Annotated in this window: 17 protein-coding genes and 1 other annotated feature; of the genes, 5 read left to right on the forward strand and 12 right to left on the reverse strand. The window is 41.4% G+C overall.

Annotated elements, in window-relative coordinates; translation table 11 throughout:
* Positions 1-478 precede the first annotated feature (478 nt).
* The 3 genes from WMZ97_RS19605 to WMZ97_RS19615 form a co-directional block, all read right to left on the reverse strand.
* Complete coding sequence (locus WMZ97_RS19605) at positions 479-1603, reverse strand: CaiB/BaiF CoA transferase family protein (RefSeq protein WP_343273791.1); 1125 nt, start codon at positions 1601-1603, stop codon at positions 479-481.
* A 92-nt stretch (positions 1604-1695) separates the two neighbouring features.
* Positions 1696-2847 carry a thiolase family protein gene (locus tag WMZ97_RS19610; RefSeq protein ID WP_343273792.1) on the reverse strand — a complete coding sequence of 384 codons (1152 nt, stop codon included), beginning with the start codon at positions 2845-2847 and terminating at the stop codon, positions 1696-1698.
* Positions 2848-2983: 136 nt separating this feature from the next.
* Entirely contained in the window at positions 2984-4138 is a 1155-nt protein-coding gene (locus WMZ97_RS19615) for an acyl-CoA dehydrogenase family protein (RefSeq protein WP_343273793.1), read from the reverse strand.
* 299 nt (positions 4139-4437) lie between these two features.
* Positions 4438-4619: a binding site (T-box leader), on the forward strand.
* A gap of 79 nt (positions 4620-4698) precedes the next feature.
* Between WMZ97_RS19615 and trpS the strand changes: the two genes are divergently transcribed.
* Positions 4699-5688: a tryptophan--tRNA ligase gene (gene trpS, locus WMZ97_RS19620; RefSeq protein ID WP_343273794.1), complete on the forward strand. Its 990-nt coding sequence runs from the start codon at positions 4699-4701 to the stop codon at positions 5686-5688.
* A gap of 340 nt (positions 5689-6028) precedes the next feature.
* Here trpS and WMZ97_RS19625 read toward each other — a convergent pair whose 3' ends face one another.
* From WMZ97_RS19625 to WMZ97_RS19650, 6 genes are all read right to left on the reverse strand, one after another.
* Positions 6029-6787, reverse strand: a complete 759-nt coding sequence (locus WMZ97_RS19625; RefSeq protein WP_343273795.1) for a YjbA family protein — start codon at positions 6785-6787, stop codon at positions 6029-6031.
* Between the two features lie 78 nt (positions 6788-6865).
* Positions 6866-7072, reverse strand: a complete 207-nt coding sequence (locus WMZ97_RS19630; RefSeq protein WP_343273796.1) for a hypothetical protein — start codon at positions 7070-7072, stop codon at positions 6866-6868.
* Positions 7073-7284: 212 nt separating this feature from the next.
* Positions 7285-8523 carry a beta-ketoacyl-ACP synthase II gene (gene fabF, locus WMZ97_RS19635; protein WP_343273797.1) on the reverse strand — a complete coding sequence of 413 codons (1239 nt, stop codon included), beginning with the start codon at positions 8521-8523 and terminating at the stop codon, positions 7285-7287.
* Positions 8524-8647: 124 nt separating this feature from the next.
* Positions 8648-9586 (reverse strand): beta-ketoacyl-ACP synthase III, encoded by a 939-nt coding sequence (locus tag WMZ97_RS19640; protein ID WP_343273798.1) that lies wholly within the window; start codon positions 9584-9586, stop codon positions 8648-8650.
* A gap of 110 nt (positions 9587-9696) precedes the next feature.
* Positions 9697-10653, reverse strand: a complete 957-nt coding sequence (locus tag WMZ97_RS19645; RefSeq protein WP_343273799.1) for a BMP family ABC transporter substrate-binding protein — start codon at positions 10651-10653, stop codon at positions 9697-9699.
* 403 nt (positions 10654-11056) lie between these two features.
* Positions 11057-11686, reverse strand: coding sequence for a hypothetical protein (locus tag WMZ97_RS19650; protein WP_343273800.1), 630 nt, complete (start codon positions 11684-11686; stop codon positions 11057-11059).
* A gap of 160 nt (positions 11687-11846) precedes the next feature.
* Here WMZ97_RS19650 and WMZ97_RS19655 point away from each other — a divergent pair, with 160 nt between their 5' ends.
* Entirely contained in the window at positions 11847-12023 is a 177-nt protein-coding gene (locus WMZ97_RS19655; RefSeq protein ID WP_343273801.1) for a DUF2929 family protein, read from the forward strand.
* A gap of 92 nt (positions 12024-12115) precedes the next feature.
* On the opposite strand, the gene WMZ97_RS19660 is transcribed toward WMZ97_RS19655, so the two are convergent.
* Complete coding sequence (locus WMZ97_RS19660) at positions 12116-12502, reverse strand: hypothetical protein (RefSeq protein ID WP_405027726.1); 387 nt, start codon at positions 12500-12502, stop codon at positions 12116-12118.
* A gap of 110 nt (positions 12503-12612) precedes the next feature.
* On the opposite strand from WMZ97_RS19660, the gene WMZ97_RS19665 reads away from it, so the two are divergent.
* Both WMZ97_RS19665 and WMZ97_RS19670 read left to right on the forward strand, forming a co-directional pair.
* Entirely contained in the window at positions 12613-13434 is an 822-nt protein-coding gene (locus WMZ97_RS19665) for an undecaprenyl-diphosphate phosphatase (RefSeq protein ID WP_343273803.1), read from the forward strand.
* A 79-nt stretch (positions 13435-13513) separates the two neighbouring features.
* Complete coding sequence (locus WMZ97_RS19670) at positions 13514-14215, forward strand: Crp/Fnr family transcriptional regulator (RefSeq protein WP_405027727.1); 702 nt, start codon at positions 13514-13516, stop codon at positions 14213-14215.
* Between the two features lie 71 nt (positions 14216-14286).
* Here WMZ97_RS19670 and WMZ97_RS19675 read toward each other — a convergent pair whose 3' ends face one another.
* Entirely contained in the window at positions 14287-15432 is a 1146-nt protein-coding gene (locus WMZ97_RS19675) for a TIGR04053 family radical SAM/SPASM domain-containing protein (RefSeq protein ID WP_343273841.1), read from the reverse strand.
* A gap of 128 nt (positions 15433-15560) precedes the next feature.
* Positions 15561-15803 carry a DUF2249 domain-containing protein gene (locus WMZ97_RS19680; RefSeq protein WP_343273804.1) on the reverse strand — a complete coding sequence of 81 codons (243 nt, stop codon included), beginning with the start codon at positions 15801-15803 and terminating at the stop codon, positions 15561-15563.
* A 492-nt stretch (positions 15804-16295) separates the two neighbouring features.
* Here WMZ97_RS19680 and WMZ97_RS19685 point away from each other — a divergent pair, with 492 nt between their 5' ends.
* The gene (locus tag WMZ97_RS19685) at positions 16296-16988 is read left to right on the forward strand and encodes a Crp/Fnr family transcriptional regulator (RefSeq protein ID WP_343273805.1); all 693 of its coding nucleotides are present in this window, start codon (positions 16296-16298) and stop codon (positions 16986-16988) included.
* Positions 16989-17151 lie beyond the last annotated feature (163 nt).

A 17151-nucleotide genomic window follows, 5' to 3' on the forward strand; every position in this document is an offset into this window, starting at 1 on the left:
ACATTTTATGATAGAGTGCCTTTTCTTTTTTGGCTAGAATATCGCTCAAATACCCTCGAGAAATATTTTACACTTACTTATTTCTCCTTAATTATTGCATTTCCGTGGATAACCTATACAAGTGAACTATTCACCGCTTCAAACTCTAAGGATTATTAAGCTTCAAGGTGTTAGAGATCACCTAAAAAAGCACCTTTAATTGTTTGGAAGAAAACGGGCTGAATATGTGCAACTGCAGGCTTGAAACGTGCGAGAACAAGTTCGAAATAACAAGAGAAGACTAAAGCAGACGACAGCAAACCCGAATTGTATAAGATATAGCGTTTTTCGAAACGAATCTAATCTATTTCACTTTTTCAGCAACCGCAAATCTTGAAGTGGGGGTCTATTAAAAATGAGATAACACACAAAAAAGCAGGTGGCTGCTGCTCCTGCTTTTTTGTATCGCAATCTCAGAAATTTTGAACGGAATGCGCCGCTAACTTTCCTTTAAAATTTCCTCCGTATGTTCCCCTAGTTTCGGTGCTGGTGTGCGAATTTCACCAGGTGTTTCCGATAATTTAATCGGGATGCCAATTTGTTTTATCTCACCTGCTAGTTGATGTTTCACCGTCTGAATCATGTCACGCGCCATCACTTGCGGGTTTTTTGTCATTTCTTCAAGGGTTAAAACGGGAGATACACATGCTCCTATATCCTCAAACACCTCCATCCATTCCGCTAGCGTTTTTTGATAGATAATCGTCTGGATCTCATACTTAAGACGATGCTGTTCATGCAACGACCCTAATGAGCGTGGAATAAAATCACTCCTCCCTATGCCCTCGCAAAATGCTTGCCAAAACTTTGGTTCAATGGACCCAACTGAGAGCATACGCGCGTCCTTCGTTTCATAAATAGCATAGGATGCGAGTCCCCCAGATAATACCTGCCTGCCTCGTCTGACCGGCTTATGGTTGAGCAAATAGTTTGGAAGGATCGTTTGCAACCACGAAATCACCCCATCCATCATGGAAATATCGACAAACTGCCCTTTTCCAGAAGTTTCTCGTTCAAACAAAGCTAATAAAATACCTATAGCAGCCGGCAGCCCGCCACCACCAATATCGGCTATTTGTACAGCTGGAACAATTGGTTTTCCGTCTTCTTCTCCCATTAAATTGAGAAGACCAGCATAACTTAAATAATTTATGTCATGGCCAGGATGGTCTTTATAGGGACCTGTTTGCCCGAAACCAGTCACCGCGCAATAAATCAAACGTGGATTAATTTTCTTCAGTGTTTTATAATCTAAACCAAGACGTTCCATAACCCCCGGACGAAATGATTCTACCACGACGTCAGCCTTCTCAACCATTTTTAAAAAGTTACTTTTTCCTTCTTCTGATTTCAAATCAAGGCAAACACTTTTCTTATTTCGATTAAGTGAATGAAAGAGTGCACTATCCTCATCCAATTTAGGCTCATACATTCTTGCATAATCACCGGTCTTTGGATCCTCTACTTTTATTACTTCTGCTCCAAAATCAGCAAGCAGCATCGTACAATACGGTCCCGGTAACAAACGAGTCAAATCAAGAATACGAATGGACGTTAACGGCATATTAGCACCTCCAGGGGATGAGTGTCCATCAAATTAAAAACAGCGTGTCATTCTTTGAAAATCAGGTAATAAACAAACACTATAGGCTAACGTTAATCGAGCCGTTCCACAATCGTTGCATTTGCCATACCATGACCTTCACACATGGTCTGCAGCCCGTATCGCCCGCCCGTTCGTTCCAATTCATACAGCATGGTTGTCATCAGACGCCCTCCACTCGCACCAAGTGGATGACCCAAGGCAATTGCGCCACCATTTGGATTCAATTTTTTCGGATCAGCGGCTGTTTCCACAAGCCATGCCATTGGAACGGAAGCAAATGCCTCGTTCACTTCAAAAATGTCAATATCATGAATCCTCAGTCCTGCCTTTTGCAACACTTTTTCTGTTGCAGGAATTGGGCCTGTTAGCATGAGTGTTGGGTCAGATCCTACAACGGTACGAGCAACCACTCTGAATCTTGGCCTTAATCCAAGTTCTTCAGCCCTTTTTCGGGACATCAGCAAAAGCGCAACAGCACCATCACTAATTTGACTGGCATTACCCGCTGTTATACTACCATCTTCCCGAAAAGCAGGTTTGAGTCCCCCAAGTTTCTCAAGACTCGTATTTTCCCTTGGACCTTCATCGTCTTTCACCTTTGTTTTCGTTCCATCTGGAAGCGATACCTCCAAAGGCATGATTTCCTTAACAAAGCGCCCTTCCTGACGAGCCGCAACAGCCTTTTTGTGACTTTCCAGTGAAAATTCATCCATTTGTTCCCGACTAAAACCCCATTTATCCGCAATCCGATCGGCGGATAAACCTTGATTGATGATTTCATACTTGGACGCTAATGCCTCACTAATCCTCACTCCCTGCATATTGGATCCCATTGGCACACGTGACATACTTTCAATTCCGCCGGCAACAACCACATCCATATCCCCGCTAATAATTGCCTGTGCAGCAAAATGAACTGCCTGCTGACTGGAACCGCATTGCCGATCAATGGTTGTTCCAGGGACCTCTACTGGATAACCAGCAATCAATGCTGCTTGCCTGGCAATATCAAAAGCTTGCTCGCCAACCTGTGATACACAACCGAAAATAACATCTTCCACCAATTCTGCTCCAATACCCGCTCGATGTACCACTTCCTCCAAAGGTTTTGCCGCCAATTCTTCTGCCCGAATTTGACTTAACACTCCGTTTCGTCTGCCAATCGGTGTCCTGACTGCCTCAACAATTACAGCTTCACGCATAGCTATCTCCCCTTCTGTTCATCTTGTCTCAATCCCTTATAATCATATTCACAGGCCCGATGGAATTGACGTCCAACAAAAACTCATATTAGTATATATACATCTATAATGCAGTTTCATTCTTCTTCCCGTTAACTTACAAGCTTGATAATCCCATATTTTTAGCAATGATCACTTTCATGATTTCATTCGAACCTGCATAAATCGATGATACTGCCACATCACGATATCTTCTTGCAATCTCATATTCTTCCATATAACCATAACCACCATGCAGTTGCATGCATTCCCCTGCCGCTTTTTTTGCAAGATCTGTGGTCCACCACTTTGCCATCGATACCTCTGTCACTACGTCTTTGCCTGCCACATGATCCTCGATCAGTCGGTCAACAAACGTCCGGCCAATTTGAATTTCTGTTTTTAGTTCTGCAAGTTTGAATTGTGTGTTTTGAAACTGACTGATACTTTGACCAAACGCTTTTCGTTGTTTCACATAATCAATTGTTAAGTCAAGCATTACTTCTGATGCAGTTATACTTTGAATAGCAACCATCAGTCGTTCCTGCTGCAATTTTGCCATCAAATAGTAAAAACCCTTCCCTTCTTCTCCTAATAAATTGCTAGCCGGAACACGAACATCCTCAAAAATTAGTTCACACGTATCACTTGCATGCTGGCCGACTTTTTGCAGCTTCTTATTCTTGGTAAATCCCGGCGTTCCTGCTTCTGCAACAATGAGGCTGATTCCCTTATGAGCAGGCTTTGCTTCTGGATCTGTTTTACAAACGGCAACAACTAAATCGGCAATGTAGCCATTGGTAATAAATGTCTTTTCACCATTAATAATATAGTCTTCGCCGTCTTTTATTGCAGTTGTTTTAACTGCTGCCAAATCCGATCCAACACCAGGTTCAGTCATGGCAATTGCCGAAATCAGGTCCCCGGTGATTGCACCAGGCAGCCAGGCATCCTTCTGTGCATTTGTACCATATGAGGCAATGTATGGCATGACGATATCAGTATGGAGACCAAATCCGACCATCCCCGTACCAAGCCGTTCAAATTCTTCACTAAGCACAACACTGTACCCAAAATCGGCTTGAAATCCACCATATTTTTCATCCGCCCACGGACATAAGTAACCCTGTTCTCCAGCCTTTTTCCAAAAAGATCTGGGAACCTGTTTCTCTTTTTCCCACTCGTCATAATGGGGAGACGCTTCCTTTTCAATAAATTTCCGTAATGAACGGCGGAATATGTCATGTTCTTCTTGCAAACAGAATCTATTCATAAAGTAAAGTACCCTCCTTCTTTAACTCGATCCGTCTACTTTAGTTGCCAATAAACAGATACACACTTCACAAGATAATCCGCTCGGTATGAAAACGGTGTCATTTTACTCGTCATTGCAAATGATGAAATCGAACTTCCCAATATGTACATATGTAGTAATTAATTATTACTCTATAAGTTTATTTTTTGAATGTCAAGTTAATTTTTAAAAGTCACGCATTAAAATGAAATATGACGGTTTTAACTTCCCTGCTTGCATTTTATTTTTGGACTATATATAATAAGAAATATTAAATAGCATTAGCAATGAAAAAGGCGCAGTACAATTACCTGCTGGATTCTAGAGAGCTTGTGGCTGGTGGAAACAAGTACCACGGTAAATTGGAATTGGACTTTGGAGCGAATTTGAATTTTAAAGTGATCTAACTGTTGTTTCAGTAAGATAATTAGGGTGGCACCGCGGTTCATTCGTCCCTTTTTGTAGGGGATTAATGAACTTTTTTTGTGTCCAACATGAAACTGTATCCACGTACAAATCTAACTTATGGAGTGAAACAAATGAATACAATATTTTCAGGTATCCAACCAAGTGGCACATTAACCATTGGAAATTATTTAGGCGCAATGCAACATTTCGTCAACATGCAAGAAGATAATCAGTGCTTCTATTGTATTGTCGACGAACATGCAATTACGGTTCCACAGGATCGTTTAAAACTGCGGCAAAATATCCGTTCCCTAGCTGCATTATATCTGGCGGCAGGTATTGACCCAAATAAAGCGACGTTATTTATACAATCTGAAGTGTCAGCTCATGCGGAGTTAGCATGGATTATGCAATCGATCAGTTATATTGGTGAATTGGAACGAATGACGCAATTTAAGGACAAAGCTGCAGGCAAGGAAGCGGTTTCTGCTGCGTTACTCACCTACCCGCCACTCATGGCTGCTGATATTTTACTATACCAGGCCAATTTAGTTCCGGTTGGCGAAGATCAAACCCAGCATCTGGAATTAACGCGTAATTTGGCACAGCGTTTTAACAATAAATATAATGACATTTTTACCCTGCCGCAAATCAGCGTGCCAAAAATTGGGGCCCGGATTATGTCATTACAGGAACCAACCAAGAAGATGAGTAAATCAGACAGCAATGAAAAAGCGTTTATTTCGATGCTGGATGCACCGAAAAAGATCGAGAAAAAAATAAAAAGTGCGGTAACCGATTCCGAGGGTGTCGTTGAATTTGATAAGGAAAATAAGCCAGGTATCTCTAACCTGTTAACTATTTTATCTGCTTGTTCGAGCGAGTCAATCGAAACATTGGAAACAAATTTTGCTGGAAAAGGTTATGGAGAATTCAAGCAAGCGGTTGCCGATGCAGTTGTTCAGATACTGCAGCCAATACAAGAGCGATATCATGCTTTAATCGATTCGGAGGAACTGGATGACATTTTGGACCGGGGAGCAGACCAGGCATCAAGAGTTGCCAACAAAACGTTAGTCAAAGCAAAACGAGCCGTGGGTCTAGGCCGAAAGCGAAAATAAAGTGAAACTTCATTCAGTGGAGATTTTCGACGCACTCAGACGTGCTAACGCAGGTGAAGGCATAAGGACGGGACCGTTTTAGCCCTTTCTCCCCCACTAAGACAGGAGAACAAAGGCTAAGAACGGGAACGTCTGAGTTGCAACGCATTGTGACCTGCATCGTGCAGGCTGAGAACAGAATCGGACCTTTGTCATGCAATTGACCCCACTTATCTATTTTAGTTTCACCTCAACATCTTGAAGTGGGGGCCTTACTTCCCGTTAAAACAAAGGCTAATGTATCCAAAGAAAGACACTTGACAATATTTAAGCCAAGTGTCTTTCTTCATTCTCCAACTTTCTACTTCTGCTTCGAAGTCTGTTCCTGATTTTGTTCCAATTCCCACATTTTTTCTAAAAACGGTTGTCCTTTAATCATTTTACCGCATAATTCTTCATGGGCTGCACTCCATCCATGCTTGACCCCTTCGTACAATGCCTGCCAAACTTTTTCTTCATCCATATACCGGATGTATGGGTATTTCTTTGGGTTCCATTCGGTTAGCCAGTATCGCAGCTCTTCTAAATTATTCGCGGTATGCAACTGGTCGAGTGCCATCATTAATAAGTGTTTTAATTGTCGCTCGCGTCTTGTTAACCCGTGTACAAGTTCCGGTGGCATCGATAACATATGATATTCTTTTTTGTGAAGACTGCCATCAAATTTGAATGATTGTTTTTTTGTATTTTCAACCATATCAAAAACAAGCTGCTCCTGTCTTGGTATCAATCTGCTTTTACGAATCGGAATTTGATATCCGATCGTATCCATTGCAATAATATCAGTTCCATCGGTCACAATGCACGCATAATCAAGCACGGTTCGTTCCTGTCCTTTGCGTATATACGCACGCTTATATATGGCGTCAAGCATCGGTTTAGGCAAATCATGCATATCATTTTCAATATAATTGTAGAGGTCATCTGTTATGTACAACAGCGGAACCTGATCAAGCAGTTCAATACCATCCTGTTTCCGCCATTCATGAAAATAACATACACTATAGCCGTTCTCTTCTCCCTCAAACCAATTTACCCACACATCGTGCAAATACAACATAAACAACCCTCGCTTTTCAACTACCATTTACCATACATTATGACCATCCTGCACAAAAAATATTCTGGGACTTTTCTTTCAATGTGTGTTTGGATAACGGTAAATTGCAATCGCCATCAGGATAAAACCAATCGGCAAAAAATAGCTCTCCGGTCTTCCTTTCAAGAAAATAAAGTAATCTATCCAGCCTAAACCAGCCGGTAAAAAGTTTGCGTACGCAATAATGGTTACTCCGCCTGAAACAGCCATTCCAAATCCTAATAAAAAAATAAACAAATAAAACATTTTAACCCCACCCTGCATGTCCATACCATTATATTTATTACATTCTATGCTTGTACCATAAAATACATGATAGGGTTGTCCTATTTTAGAATCAGTTCGGTTACAAATGCGACTGTCCTGTTTCTGCCTAGTAAACCACTCCGAATCACCCTTACATAACCAAAAAAAGACCAACCAACCTGGCTAGCCTTTTTCGTAATACCTATGATGACTTATTCGTATTTTTTAAATAACAATGCGACATTATGCCCGCCAAATCCGAGTGAGTTACTCATCACGACCTGCACATCCTGCTTTCGGGATTCATTTGGAACATAATCCAGATCACATTCTTCATCTGGTGTTTCATAATTCGTTGTTGCCGGGATGATACCATCATCAATTGATTTGACGGCGATAACTGATTCCAATCCGCCAGCAGCACCCAACAAATGCCCTGTCATCGATTTCGTGGATGATACAGCAAGCTTTCTTGCATGATCGCCAAAAACAGTTTTGATAGCGATTGTTTCATATTTATCATTTAGTTCCGTGCTTGTCCCATGGGCATTAATATAATCGACCTGTTCCGGTACTAGGCGAGCATCATCCAATGCCTGTTGCATGGCTCGCGAAGCCCCTTCTCCATCGAGAGCAGGCGCAGTAATATGATAGGCATCACCTGTTGCACCATAACCGACAATTTCCCCATAGATATGGGCGCCCCGCGCTTGTGCGGTTTCGATTGTTTCTAGTACCAATAAGCCAGACCCCTCTCCCATCACGAATCCATTGCGATTTTTATCGAATGGCCGGCTCGCGGTTTTGGGGTCTTCATTCAATGATAATGCTTTTGCGGAACAGAAACCGGCAAATGCCATATTAGAAATTGGTGCCTCCGTACCACCGGCAATAATATAGTCTGCTGCACCACGCTGAATCGCTTTAAATGCATCCCCGATCGAATTTGCACCGGACGCACAGGCTGTTGTTGTACATGAATTAATTCCTTTTGCCCCTAACTGGATTGAAACCTGACCAGCAGCCATATCCGGAATCATCATCGGTACAAAAAATGGACTAACACGTCGTGGGCCCTTCTCTAAAAATTTCTTATGCTGGTCTTCCCACGTCATCATGCCACCGATACCAGAACCGATCCATACACCAACACGATCGGCAATCGCATCATCGATTGTCAAATGTGCATCTTCCACCGCCATTTTCGCTGCAGCTACAGCATATTGTGTAAATGGATCCATTTTTCGGGAATCTTTTTTATCGATAAACTGCAATGGGTCAAAATCTTTTACTTCTGCTGCAACTTTGGCAGGAAACAGATCCCTATCAACTTTTGTGGTGAAATCAATACCAGACTTTCCTGCAACAACATTTTCCCATGTCGTTTTAGCATCGTTGCCCAAAGGGGAAACAACTCCCAAGCCGGTCACAACAACTCTTCTTTCCTCCATATATTTGTCCTCCTAATCCATTATACTTCTATTATTATAATTCATTTTGTACGTTTAGGAAATGACGATGCTTCGGTGTTTGCATGCGCATTCTCCTTTACAAATTCAAATCTGATGAATCGATTTATCTACCCCAGCGAAGTGCAACCGATCCCCATGTCAACCCTCCACCAAAACCTACTAACACTAATAAATCATTATCCTTGATTCGGCCGTTACCAGCTGCCTCTGATAACGCCATTGGAATGGATGCGGCAGAGGTATTCCCATATTTTTTAATAGTTTGAGCCATACGGTCTTCGGAAACCCCTAGACGTTCCCGGGCAGCTTCCATAATTCGGATATTTGCCTGATGCGGAATAAGATAATCCACGTCTTCTTTGGCTAAACCTGTTTTTTCAATGACACTTATTGCTGATCTTGGCATTTGTCTAACCGCAAACTTAAATACTTCCCGACCATTCTGGATTAAGTAGTCCTCTGGCTTCTGATACAAGTATTTACCGCCTGATCCATCCGCACCCAATTCGAATGATAGAATTCCTTTTCCCTCAGACACCTTACTAACGAGTGCGGCGCCAGCACCATCACCAAAAAGGACACATGTATTGCGATCCGTCCAATCCGTAATTTTAGATAGTTTCTCAACTCCAATAACTAATACATTTTTATATACATCTGTTTCAACAAATTGTTTGGCTGTAATGAGGGCATACATAAACCCGGAACAAGCCGCACTTACATCCATGGCTGCTGCTTTGGTCGCTCCCAGCCGGTCCTGCAAGCGACACGCCACCGATGGAAATGGTGTATCCGGTGTAACAGTTGCCACCAAAATCAGATCGAGTTCCTCCGCATTCAGGTCCGCATCTTTCAAGGCGTTTTCTGCCGCATAAAAAGCCATGTCCGACGTATCGATACTGTCATCCGCTATCCGGCGCTCCTCGATCCCGGTTCGTGTTCGAATCCATTCATCATTGGTATCTACAATTTTCTCCAAATCTTTGTTTGTAACAACTTTCGGCGGCACATAATGTCCAACCCCTACAATTCCCACGCTCATATTTCCATCCCCTTATATCAAATGTTAATATCAATTATTATGACTTGGTGCTAATTTTAAAGTATCTTTCGCCTGCTTGCAAGTAAAAAAGGAATTTGTGTTATTCTTTACTATTGTTCATTTGGCAGTAGTCCTGATTCTTTATAATTGGAAATTGCCTTTTTCATTTTCTGTTGAAAAGCCTGTGGAACATCCGGACTGAACTTGCCGAGGGAAATGGCGTCATCCTGAAAATCAAACGTTAAGATTTGTCCAGTCAGCTTTCCTTTATTAAATTTTTCAGCAATCCGTTCATATAACCTGTCTGCATGCTGGACAGTACTAGTTAATACGGTCCGCTCGTCAATATCTGAGCGGTCGGAAACATAACCAAACGCATAAATTCCGTCCTGGCTTGCCAATTCAATCATATCTTCACTAAAGGAATCACCTGCAGGATAAACAACATCCACGTCGTTTTGGCGCATTTCTTTATAGCTCATTAATGCGCTTTTATCATCATTCCAGTCGTTTACAAAATCAACATGTACTTCTGCATCCGGATTTTGGTATTTAGCCCCTTCATAAAATCCTTCCACCTCAGGCTGCCACTCATACGCTGCTACTATTCCAACCTGATTTGTTGCAGTCATCTTTGAGGCAATCATTCCCCCGAAATACCCCATAGCCTGCGCACTGAAATTTAAACTAGCCACATTTTCCGCATAATAACCACCGTTAAAATAAACAAATTGCACCTCTGGGTATTCACTTGAAATATCTACAAATACCTTTCCATATGTGCTGCTGTGCCCAAAAATGAGATTTACTCCCTTGTTGACCAATTCCTCAACAGCGCGTTTCACATCTTCTTCGGTTGTAATGTCTTCTTGATAATAGACATCGACATCATATTTGTCACGGATCGCCAACAGCCCTTTGTATCCTTTTTGGCCCCATCCTTGGTCATGGATAGATGTTTCAACCAGCATGCCAACTCGTTGAATGTTGCCATGATCAAAGTAATGTCCGCAGCCTGATAATAAAAAGATGAAACCTAATAGAATGAATACGTAGCTTTTCCTCACGACGTGCACTCCCGTCCAACATGAAACTTCACATTACAGTGGGGTTTTAGATGCACAGGACGTTATAGAGAAGGCGAGACATAGGGACGTAACGTTTTAGCCTGCCTTCCCCCACTGATAATAAGGAACATGGCTAAATTCTCAAGCCTAAGTTGCAACCGCCTCTGTGACCTGCACGATACAGTTAATGCTCATTTTATCTCTTTTGATTTTATCTAAGACTCACGAAGCCAGAGTCTTAATACCCGTTAAGGCGGGATAAAAGTAACAAGGATATGTTAATGATTTCCTATTATAATTGTAGCGTTTACAAGTCTTGTCGTAAACGTTATTTAAGATTACAGTTTTGTTACAATTGAAAAACATACAGCAAACAAGTCAAACAAGCATACACGATCGTTGTCTATGGGGATGAAGGATACATTGCCTTAAATCGATTATAGTGATCAGATACTGCTTTTACCTGCTTTTCAACAGGTCTACTGTCACGCAAGAAAATTATTTGTGCTGCGTGTTCCGTCGCCAATGTACGCTGCCTTTCAGATTTAATTTTGAACTGAGATGGTAAATGGCTGGAGTGCAGACATTGCATCAAGCATTGTATAAAATCACCGATATATACAGCTTCATTCGTAAACACTTCCGAATTGAAGGAAATAAAATTACCTTGATCATATATCCCTTGTTCATCCATAGGCATCCATTCTCCAAAGAGCATTGGAAGAATGATCGCAGTTCTATCTAAATTCGTTTTATCCTCGTGATTACGACACAGCTTGAACGATTTTTTAGTTTTTATATGTTGCATCGCTTCATCTGACTGATTAATAATCATTAGCTGGTAATTTTCTTTTCTGTCACTTTTGTCCCTTATCAATGAAAATGCATCATTTCTCCCCACCATCAAAGCAAAATGCTCGGCACTCGTTGTCATACATGTCGCTTCCCCATCCACTTGATAGCCATTTTCAAGCAAATGATTCACGATATGAAACCCAATCCAATGAAAGCAATTTGTAACAAGAACAGTCATACTAACTCCTCCTATTCCCTATTATTATATTACGTTTAAAAGCGCATATGTTTTAAAAAAGGCTAGTGGGAAAATGTTGACATTATCACGCTAAAACGCTTTTATTTTTCCCCCTACTTTGATAAACTAGGTACAGTAGAAGAAAAATGAGGTGTTTTCAATGCGGTTTTTTTGGACATTCATTTGGGCACTAGCAATCGGCAGTGTTATTTCATACATCCTCTCCGCCATGGCTGGTGATGCCTTTAATGTCGTTCACACACTTGTACTTTCCATCATTTTCACGATTATTATTTTTATTTTAGGTGAAGGTGTATTAAAAGAACAAACAAATTAATATCAAAAAGTCACATGTAAACCCTTGCCGTCCATAGATAGCAAGGGTTTTACGATGCGTAACATATTATGTTCATGGAACAAGTACTCCCGCTAATACCACGGCAATAAACTTAAGGCAGTCAGCCCAGCTAACGGCAATATTAATCGTCGGAACCGTCTTCGTGGACCTCCTGGATAACCGTAACCGCCGCCGGGGTATCCATAGCCACCTGGGTATCCGAAGCCCCCTCCTGGATATCCAAAGCCCCCGGGCTGACCATACCCAAATCCAACTTGCCGATTTTGCTGATGTTCATGCATTTGGTGCATATCCTGTTCGTGTTGCGCAAGTGGAACAGCTAAATAAACGTATTCCTCGTCCAACCCCGTTACAATGCCGTCCACTTTTGATCCATCTACCATTTCAGCAAGGACATACGAATGCATATGTTGTTTACAAGTCTCGTATACATGATGATAATCTTGTTTCATATTCATCCTCCTCTGCAACCAGATTATGCAGACGCCTATTCTTTAGTGACTTGGCCCGTTAAGGAATTCTAATATGGACAAGAGGACCCACTCATCTGCAATAGGAGGCATTGTTTATGGAAACTGTAGCTTCATTTTGGTTATTGGTCAAATATATCGTCTTAGGGGTTTTTCAAGGAATAACAGAACCTATTCCGATCTCTTCAAGTGGCCATTTGGTGATTTTACGGGAATTATTTGGTATCGAAATCAAGGGACTTTCTTTTGAAATCATCGTCAACTTCGGCTCGCTTATCGCTGTTCTGATCATCTATCGACATGATATCTATCGATTGGTGAGCCATTTTTTCCGTTATCTTATCTCTAAGGATCTGTCGGCAAAATCAGACTTCCAGTTTGTACTATTTTTAGGGCTTGCGACGATTCCAACTGGTGTGCTCGGACTGCTATTAGAGGACTATATCAGCAGCACGTTAAGTACGGTAACGATTGTTGGTATGACACTGCTGCTGACCGGGCTGGCACTATGGGTTATCCGAAATTTGCATGGCAATAAAAACGACGGTGAAATAACGATAAAGGACGCGCTAATTGTCGGACTAGCGCAAGCTGTTGCCTTAATTCCCGGGATCAGTCGTTCCGGAGCGACTATTGTAGCAGCCATGTTGCTTGGAATGAAACAAGAGACTGCACTTCGCTTTTCCTTTCTTTTATACATTCCTGTCAGCATCGGTGTCACCATCATGTCTGCTTCTGACATTATAAACGACCCTGACTTTGATATATTAATGATCCCGTACTTACTCGCATTTATGGCAGCAATTATTGGTTCTTATTTTGCCTTAAAATGGTTTATGAACATTATGCGCAACGGCAATTTAATCTACTTTTCCCTGTATTGCTTTATTATCGGAGCTATGGTGATCGCATTTCTCTAAAAAGCAGCCATTCTCTTTTTTGTTGTAATCTGCTATACTGAACAAAGGAAACGATTTTCCTAAAAGGTGGTTATTACTTATGCTGCAGGCATATCTTAAGCCCGATCTATCCGATGATTTAAAAGCCGTTCTTGACTCCGTTGACCATACGAAACCAATCAGAAAAGACACCTATTTATTTTCGGAAGGGCAAAACGCGGAGGAATTATATATCATAAAATCAGGCAGAATCCAAATCGGAAAACTATCACCCGACGGACGTGAACTTACGCTAAGAATCTGTAACAAAGGCGATATTATCGGGGAACTCTCTCTATACGACGAGGTAAAATATATTCTGAATGCTAAAGTGCTCGAAGACGGTGAAGTAGCCGTCATTAAAAAGGCATATTTAGAAGAAGAATTGATCAATAATGCTAGTCTTGCAATCGAGTTTATGAAGATTATGAGTGAATCTTACCGCCGGGACCAGACCCGATTCCGCGATCTCGTACTACATGGTAAGAAAGGCGCCCTCTATTCCACATTAATTCGATTATCAAACAGCTATGGCCGTAAACAGGAAAACGGAGATATTTATATTGATATCCTTCTAACCAATCAGGAACTGGCCAATTTCTGTGGTACGTCACGGGAAAGCGTCAACCGGTCTTTAAATGACCTGAAACGAAATCTTATTATCTCCATGAAAAAAGGGCATATTATTATCCATAATCTAAACTTTTTAAAAGAAGAAATAAACTGTGAAGACTGTCCAGTAGTCCTGTGCAGCATTCATTAATACACATTGGATGTAAGGCAGCCATCACAGCTACTCAAATAGAACGTAAAAGCTTCCGAAGAGGGAGCTTTTTATTTTGATTGTACGGCCCTGTTTTTTCGGTTTTTTCCGCGCATTACTTTAGGAATATACACGCAATATGGCTCCGATTCCATATAATCTCCGGTCACATTGTATGCCCTGGATCTGGATCCGCCACAAACAAAACGAAATTCACAAACGCCGCATTTCCCCTTATATTTATCCGGATTCCGCAAATTTTGAAATACCTCTGACTCCCGATAGATTGTTGCTAGTGGTGTTGTCCGGACATTGCCAGCTTTAATCGGCAATAAACCACTTGGGTAAACATCACCAGTGTGGGAGATAAAAACGAATCCGTTACCATCATTAACCCCTTTAGGCGCGCGTCCGAGTCCATCAATCTGGCCTGTTTTCCCTGACATCAATGCGTCTTCATACATAATATGATCGGCATCACTTTTCCCCTTATGCTCCCGCATTTTCCCCTGAATCACCACACGCCGGTAGTGCTGTGCTGCCGTTGTCTTGATATCAAATGGCACCCGCTTTGACAAATTATATAGCCATCGCAACACACGTTCATGCTCAGCTGGAGAAATCATATCTTCTTCTTTTCCACGTCCTGTTGGAACAAGAAAGAAGACACTCCATAGCACACAATCAAGCCGTTCGACCATTTCTGCCAGTTCATCCAAATAATCAACGTTGTAGCGTGAAATGACTGTGTTAATTTGTAATGGCATATCCAACTCATGTAAATAGTTAATAGCATTCATAGTTAAATCAAACGAACCGGATGTACCGCGAAAATGGTCATGAACTTCTGCACAATGTCCGTCAATACTAAACGCCCAACGCGCCAACCCAACATCTTTTGCTTTTTTCATTGCTTCTTTGGTCACATTAGGTGTCGCAGAAGGTGTCATGGAAACGCGAACACCTTTATTTACCGCATATTCTGCAATCTCAAAGACATCTGGCCGTTCCAGTGGATCACCACCTGTAAAAACAAGCATGGGATTATCCATATCATAAATATCATCAATCAATTTTTTTCCCTCAGCGAGTGTTAATTCCCTAGGATCACGATGATACTGAGCCTCAGCGCGGCAATGCAAACATTTTAATGCGCATGCGCGGGTTAATTCCCAAATTACGATAAAAGGATTTTCATTATAATCCTGTGAAAACATGGTACCAGCTCCAATCTTTTTCATGCTTCCCTTACTGTACTACTATTTTCCTGTAGGTGATGTGATGAAGTTCACATAATAAGCGGGATTGAAAAGACTCTTGTTGGATCAAGAGCCTTAATTATATCTTATTTTTTACCAATTGCCACTCGCCATATGCCAGGTCCTTCTTCCGTATATGCCCATGTAAATGTTTCCTCTCCCCGTTCAATCATTAACTGGTAGTGGAGCGGTTTTGGGTCATGATCATTGGAAAGCTCCATATATTCTCCGGACTTTAAATTATCAAACACCTCGAAAATTTTTGGATGACGGTTGCGTGGATCAATTTCCGGTGCATGGATTTTGGTTGTATACTCAATCTTATTCATTTACGTTACCTCCTGTAGTCTATTTTTTATACACTATTATCATAAAGGTTATTTACGATCATAGATGTGAGCCTTAACATCCTTTTGCTATGATCTTTATCACGCTATCAAAAACTGTTCACAATTGGCGATTATATCATTGATGTTACGTGTTAGAATGAAGGTATTGATACCTCCAGGAAATTCGTTAATAAAAGTGAAACTTCATTCAGTGGGGTTTTCGACGCACTCAGACGTGCTGGTGCAGGTGAAGGCATAAGGACGTGACGGTTTTAGCCTGCTCTTTCTCCCCCACTGGGACAGAAGAACAAAGGCTAAGAACCCAGGCGTCTGTTGCAACGCCTTTATGACCTGCATCGTACAGGCTGAAAACAGAATCGGGCCTTTGTCATGCCAGTTGCCCCCCACTTATCTTTTTTAGTTTCACCTCAAAATCTTGAAGTGGGGGTCGTACTTCCCGTTAAGACGGGATAAAAAGGAGTGTGGTAAAATATGAACAGTCAATCCATTAAAGAACTTCTGCAAAAGGTACCATTATTTAAGGATTTAACCGATTATGAAATGGAACCTATTGTAGAACTCGCCAAATCTCGTATGTATCGTCATGGGACACATATCTTTATGCAGGGAGATCCCCTGACAAATGTTTATTTTATCCATGAAGGAAAAGTTAAAATATATAAAACCGATTTCCATGGAAAAGAACAAATTGTCAATGTTTTGCAGCCTGATGACATGTTTCCGCATCAAGGATTTTTCAGGAAGGATGACTACCCCGCACATGCTGAAGTCCTTGAGGATGCAGTCCTGATCTATATTCCGATTCGCTCCTTTGAAAATTTTCTCATCACTCATCCGGAAATTTGTGTGAAGTTATTCAAGGTTCTTGGTGACAAAATTGTCGATTTGCAGAATAGACTAGAAGAAAAAATCCTGCATAATACGTATGAGCAAATAATTATGCTGTTGTTACGCCTTTCGCGACATTATGGAAGCCAGCTGGAAGATGATCAAATCAGAATTGATACCCACTTTACGAATCGGGAGCTTGCCAACATGATTGGCTCCAGCCGAGAAACAGTCAGTCGTACATTAACCCAGCTAAAAAAGCAGCAACTGCTGACATCAGACAAAACAGGACTATTCATCTTAAACACCGAGAAGCTGGAGGATGAATTGTTTTAATATGAATGCTCTCAAAACATATTAAAGAGATAGGAACATCACGGAAGCTTTACACACTAAAGACGTACCGTTACAAAATGGGAATTTAAACTGTTCCCTTTTCAAAAAAAAGTTCTTAGGACGCAGTTGATGAAAACTGCGACGTAAAATGAGATGGCGATTA

The sequence above is a fragment of the Lentibacillus songyuanensis genome (genome assembly GCF_039548255.1).
Taxonomy (GTDB): Bacteria; Bacillota; Bacilli; order Bacillales; family Amphibacillaceae; genus Lentibacillus_C; species Lentibacillus_C songyuanensis.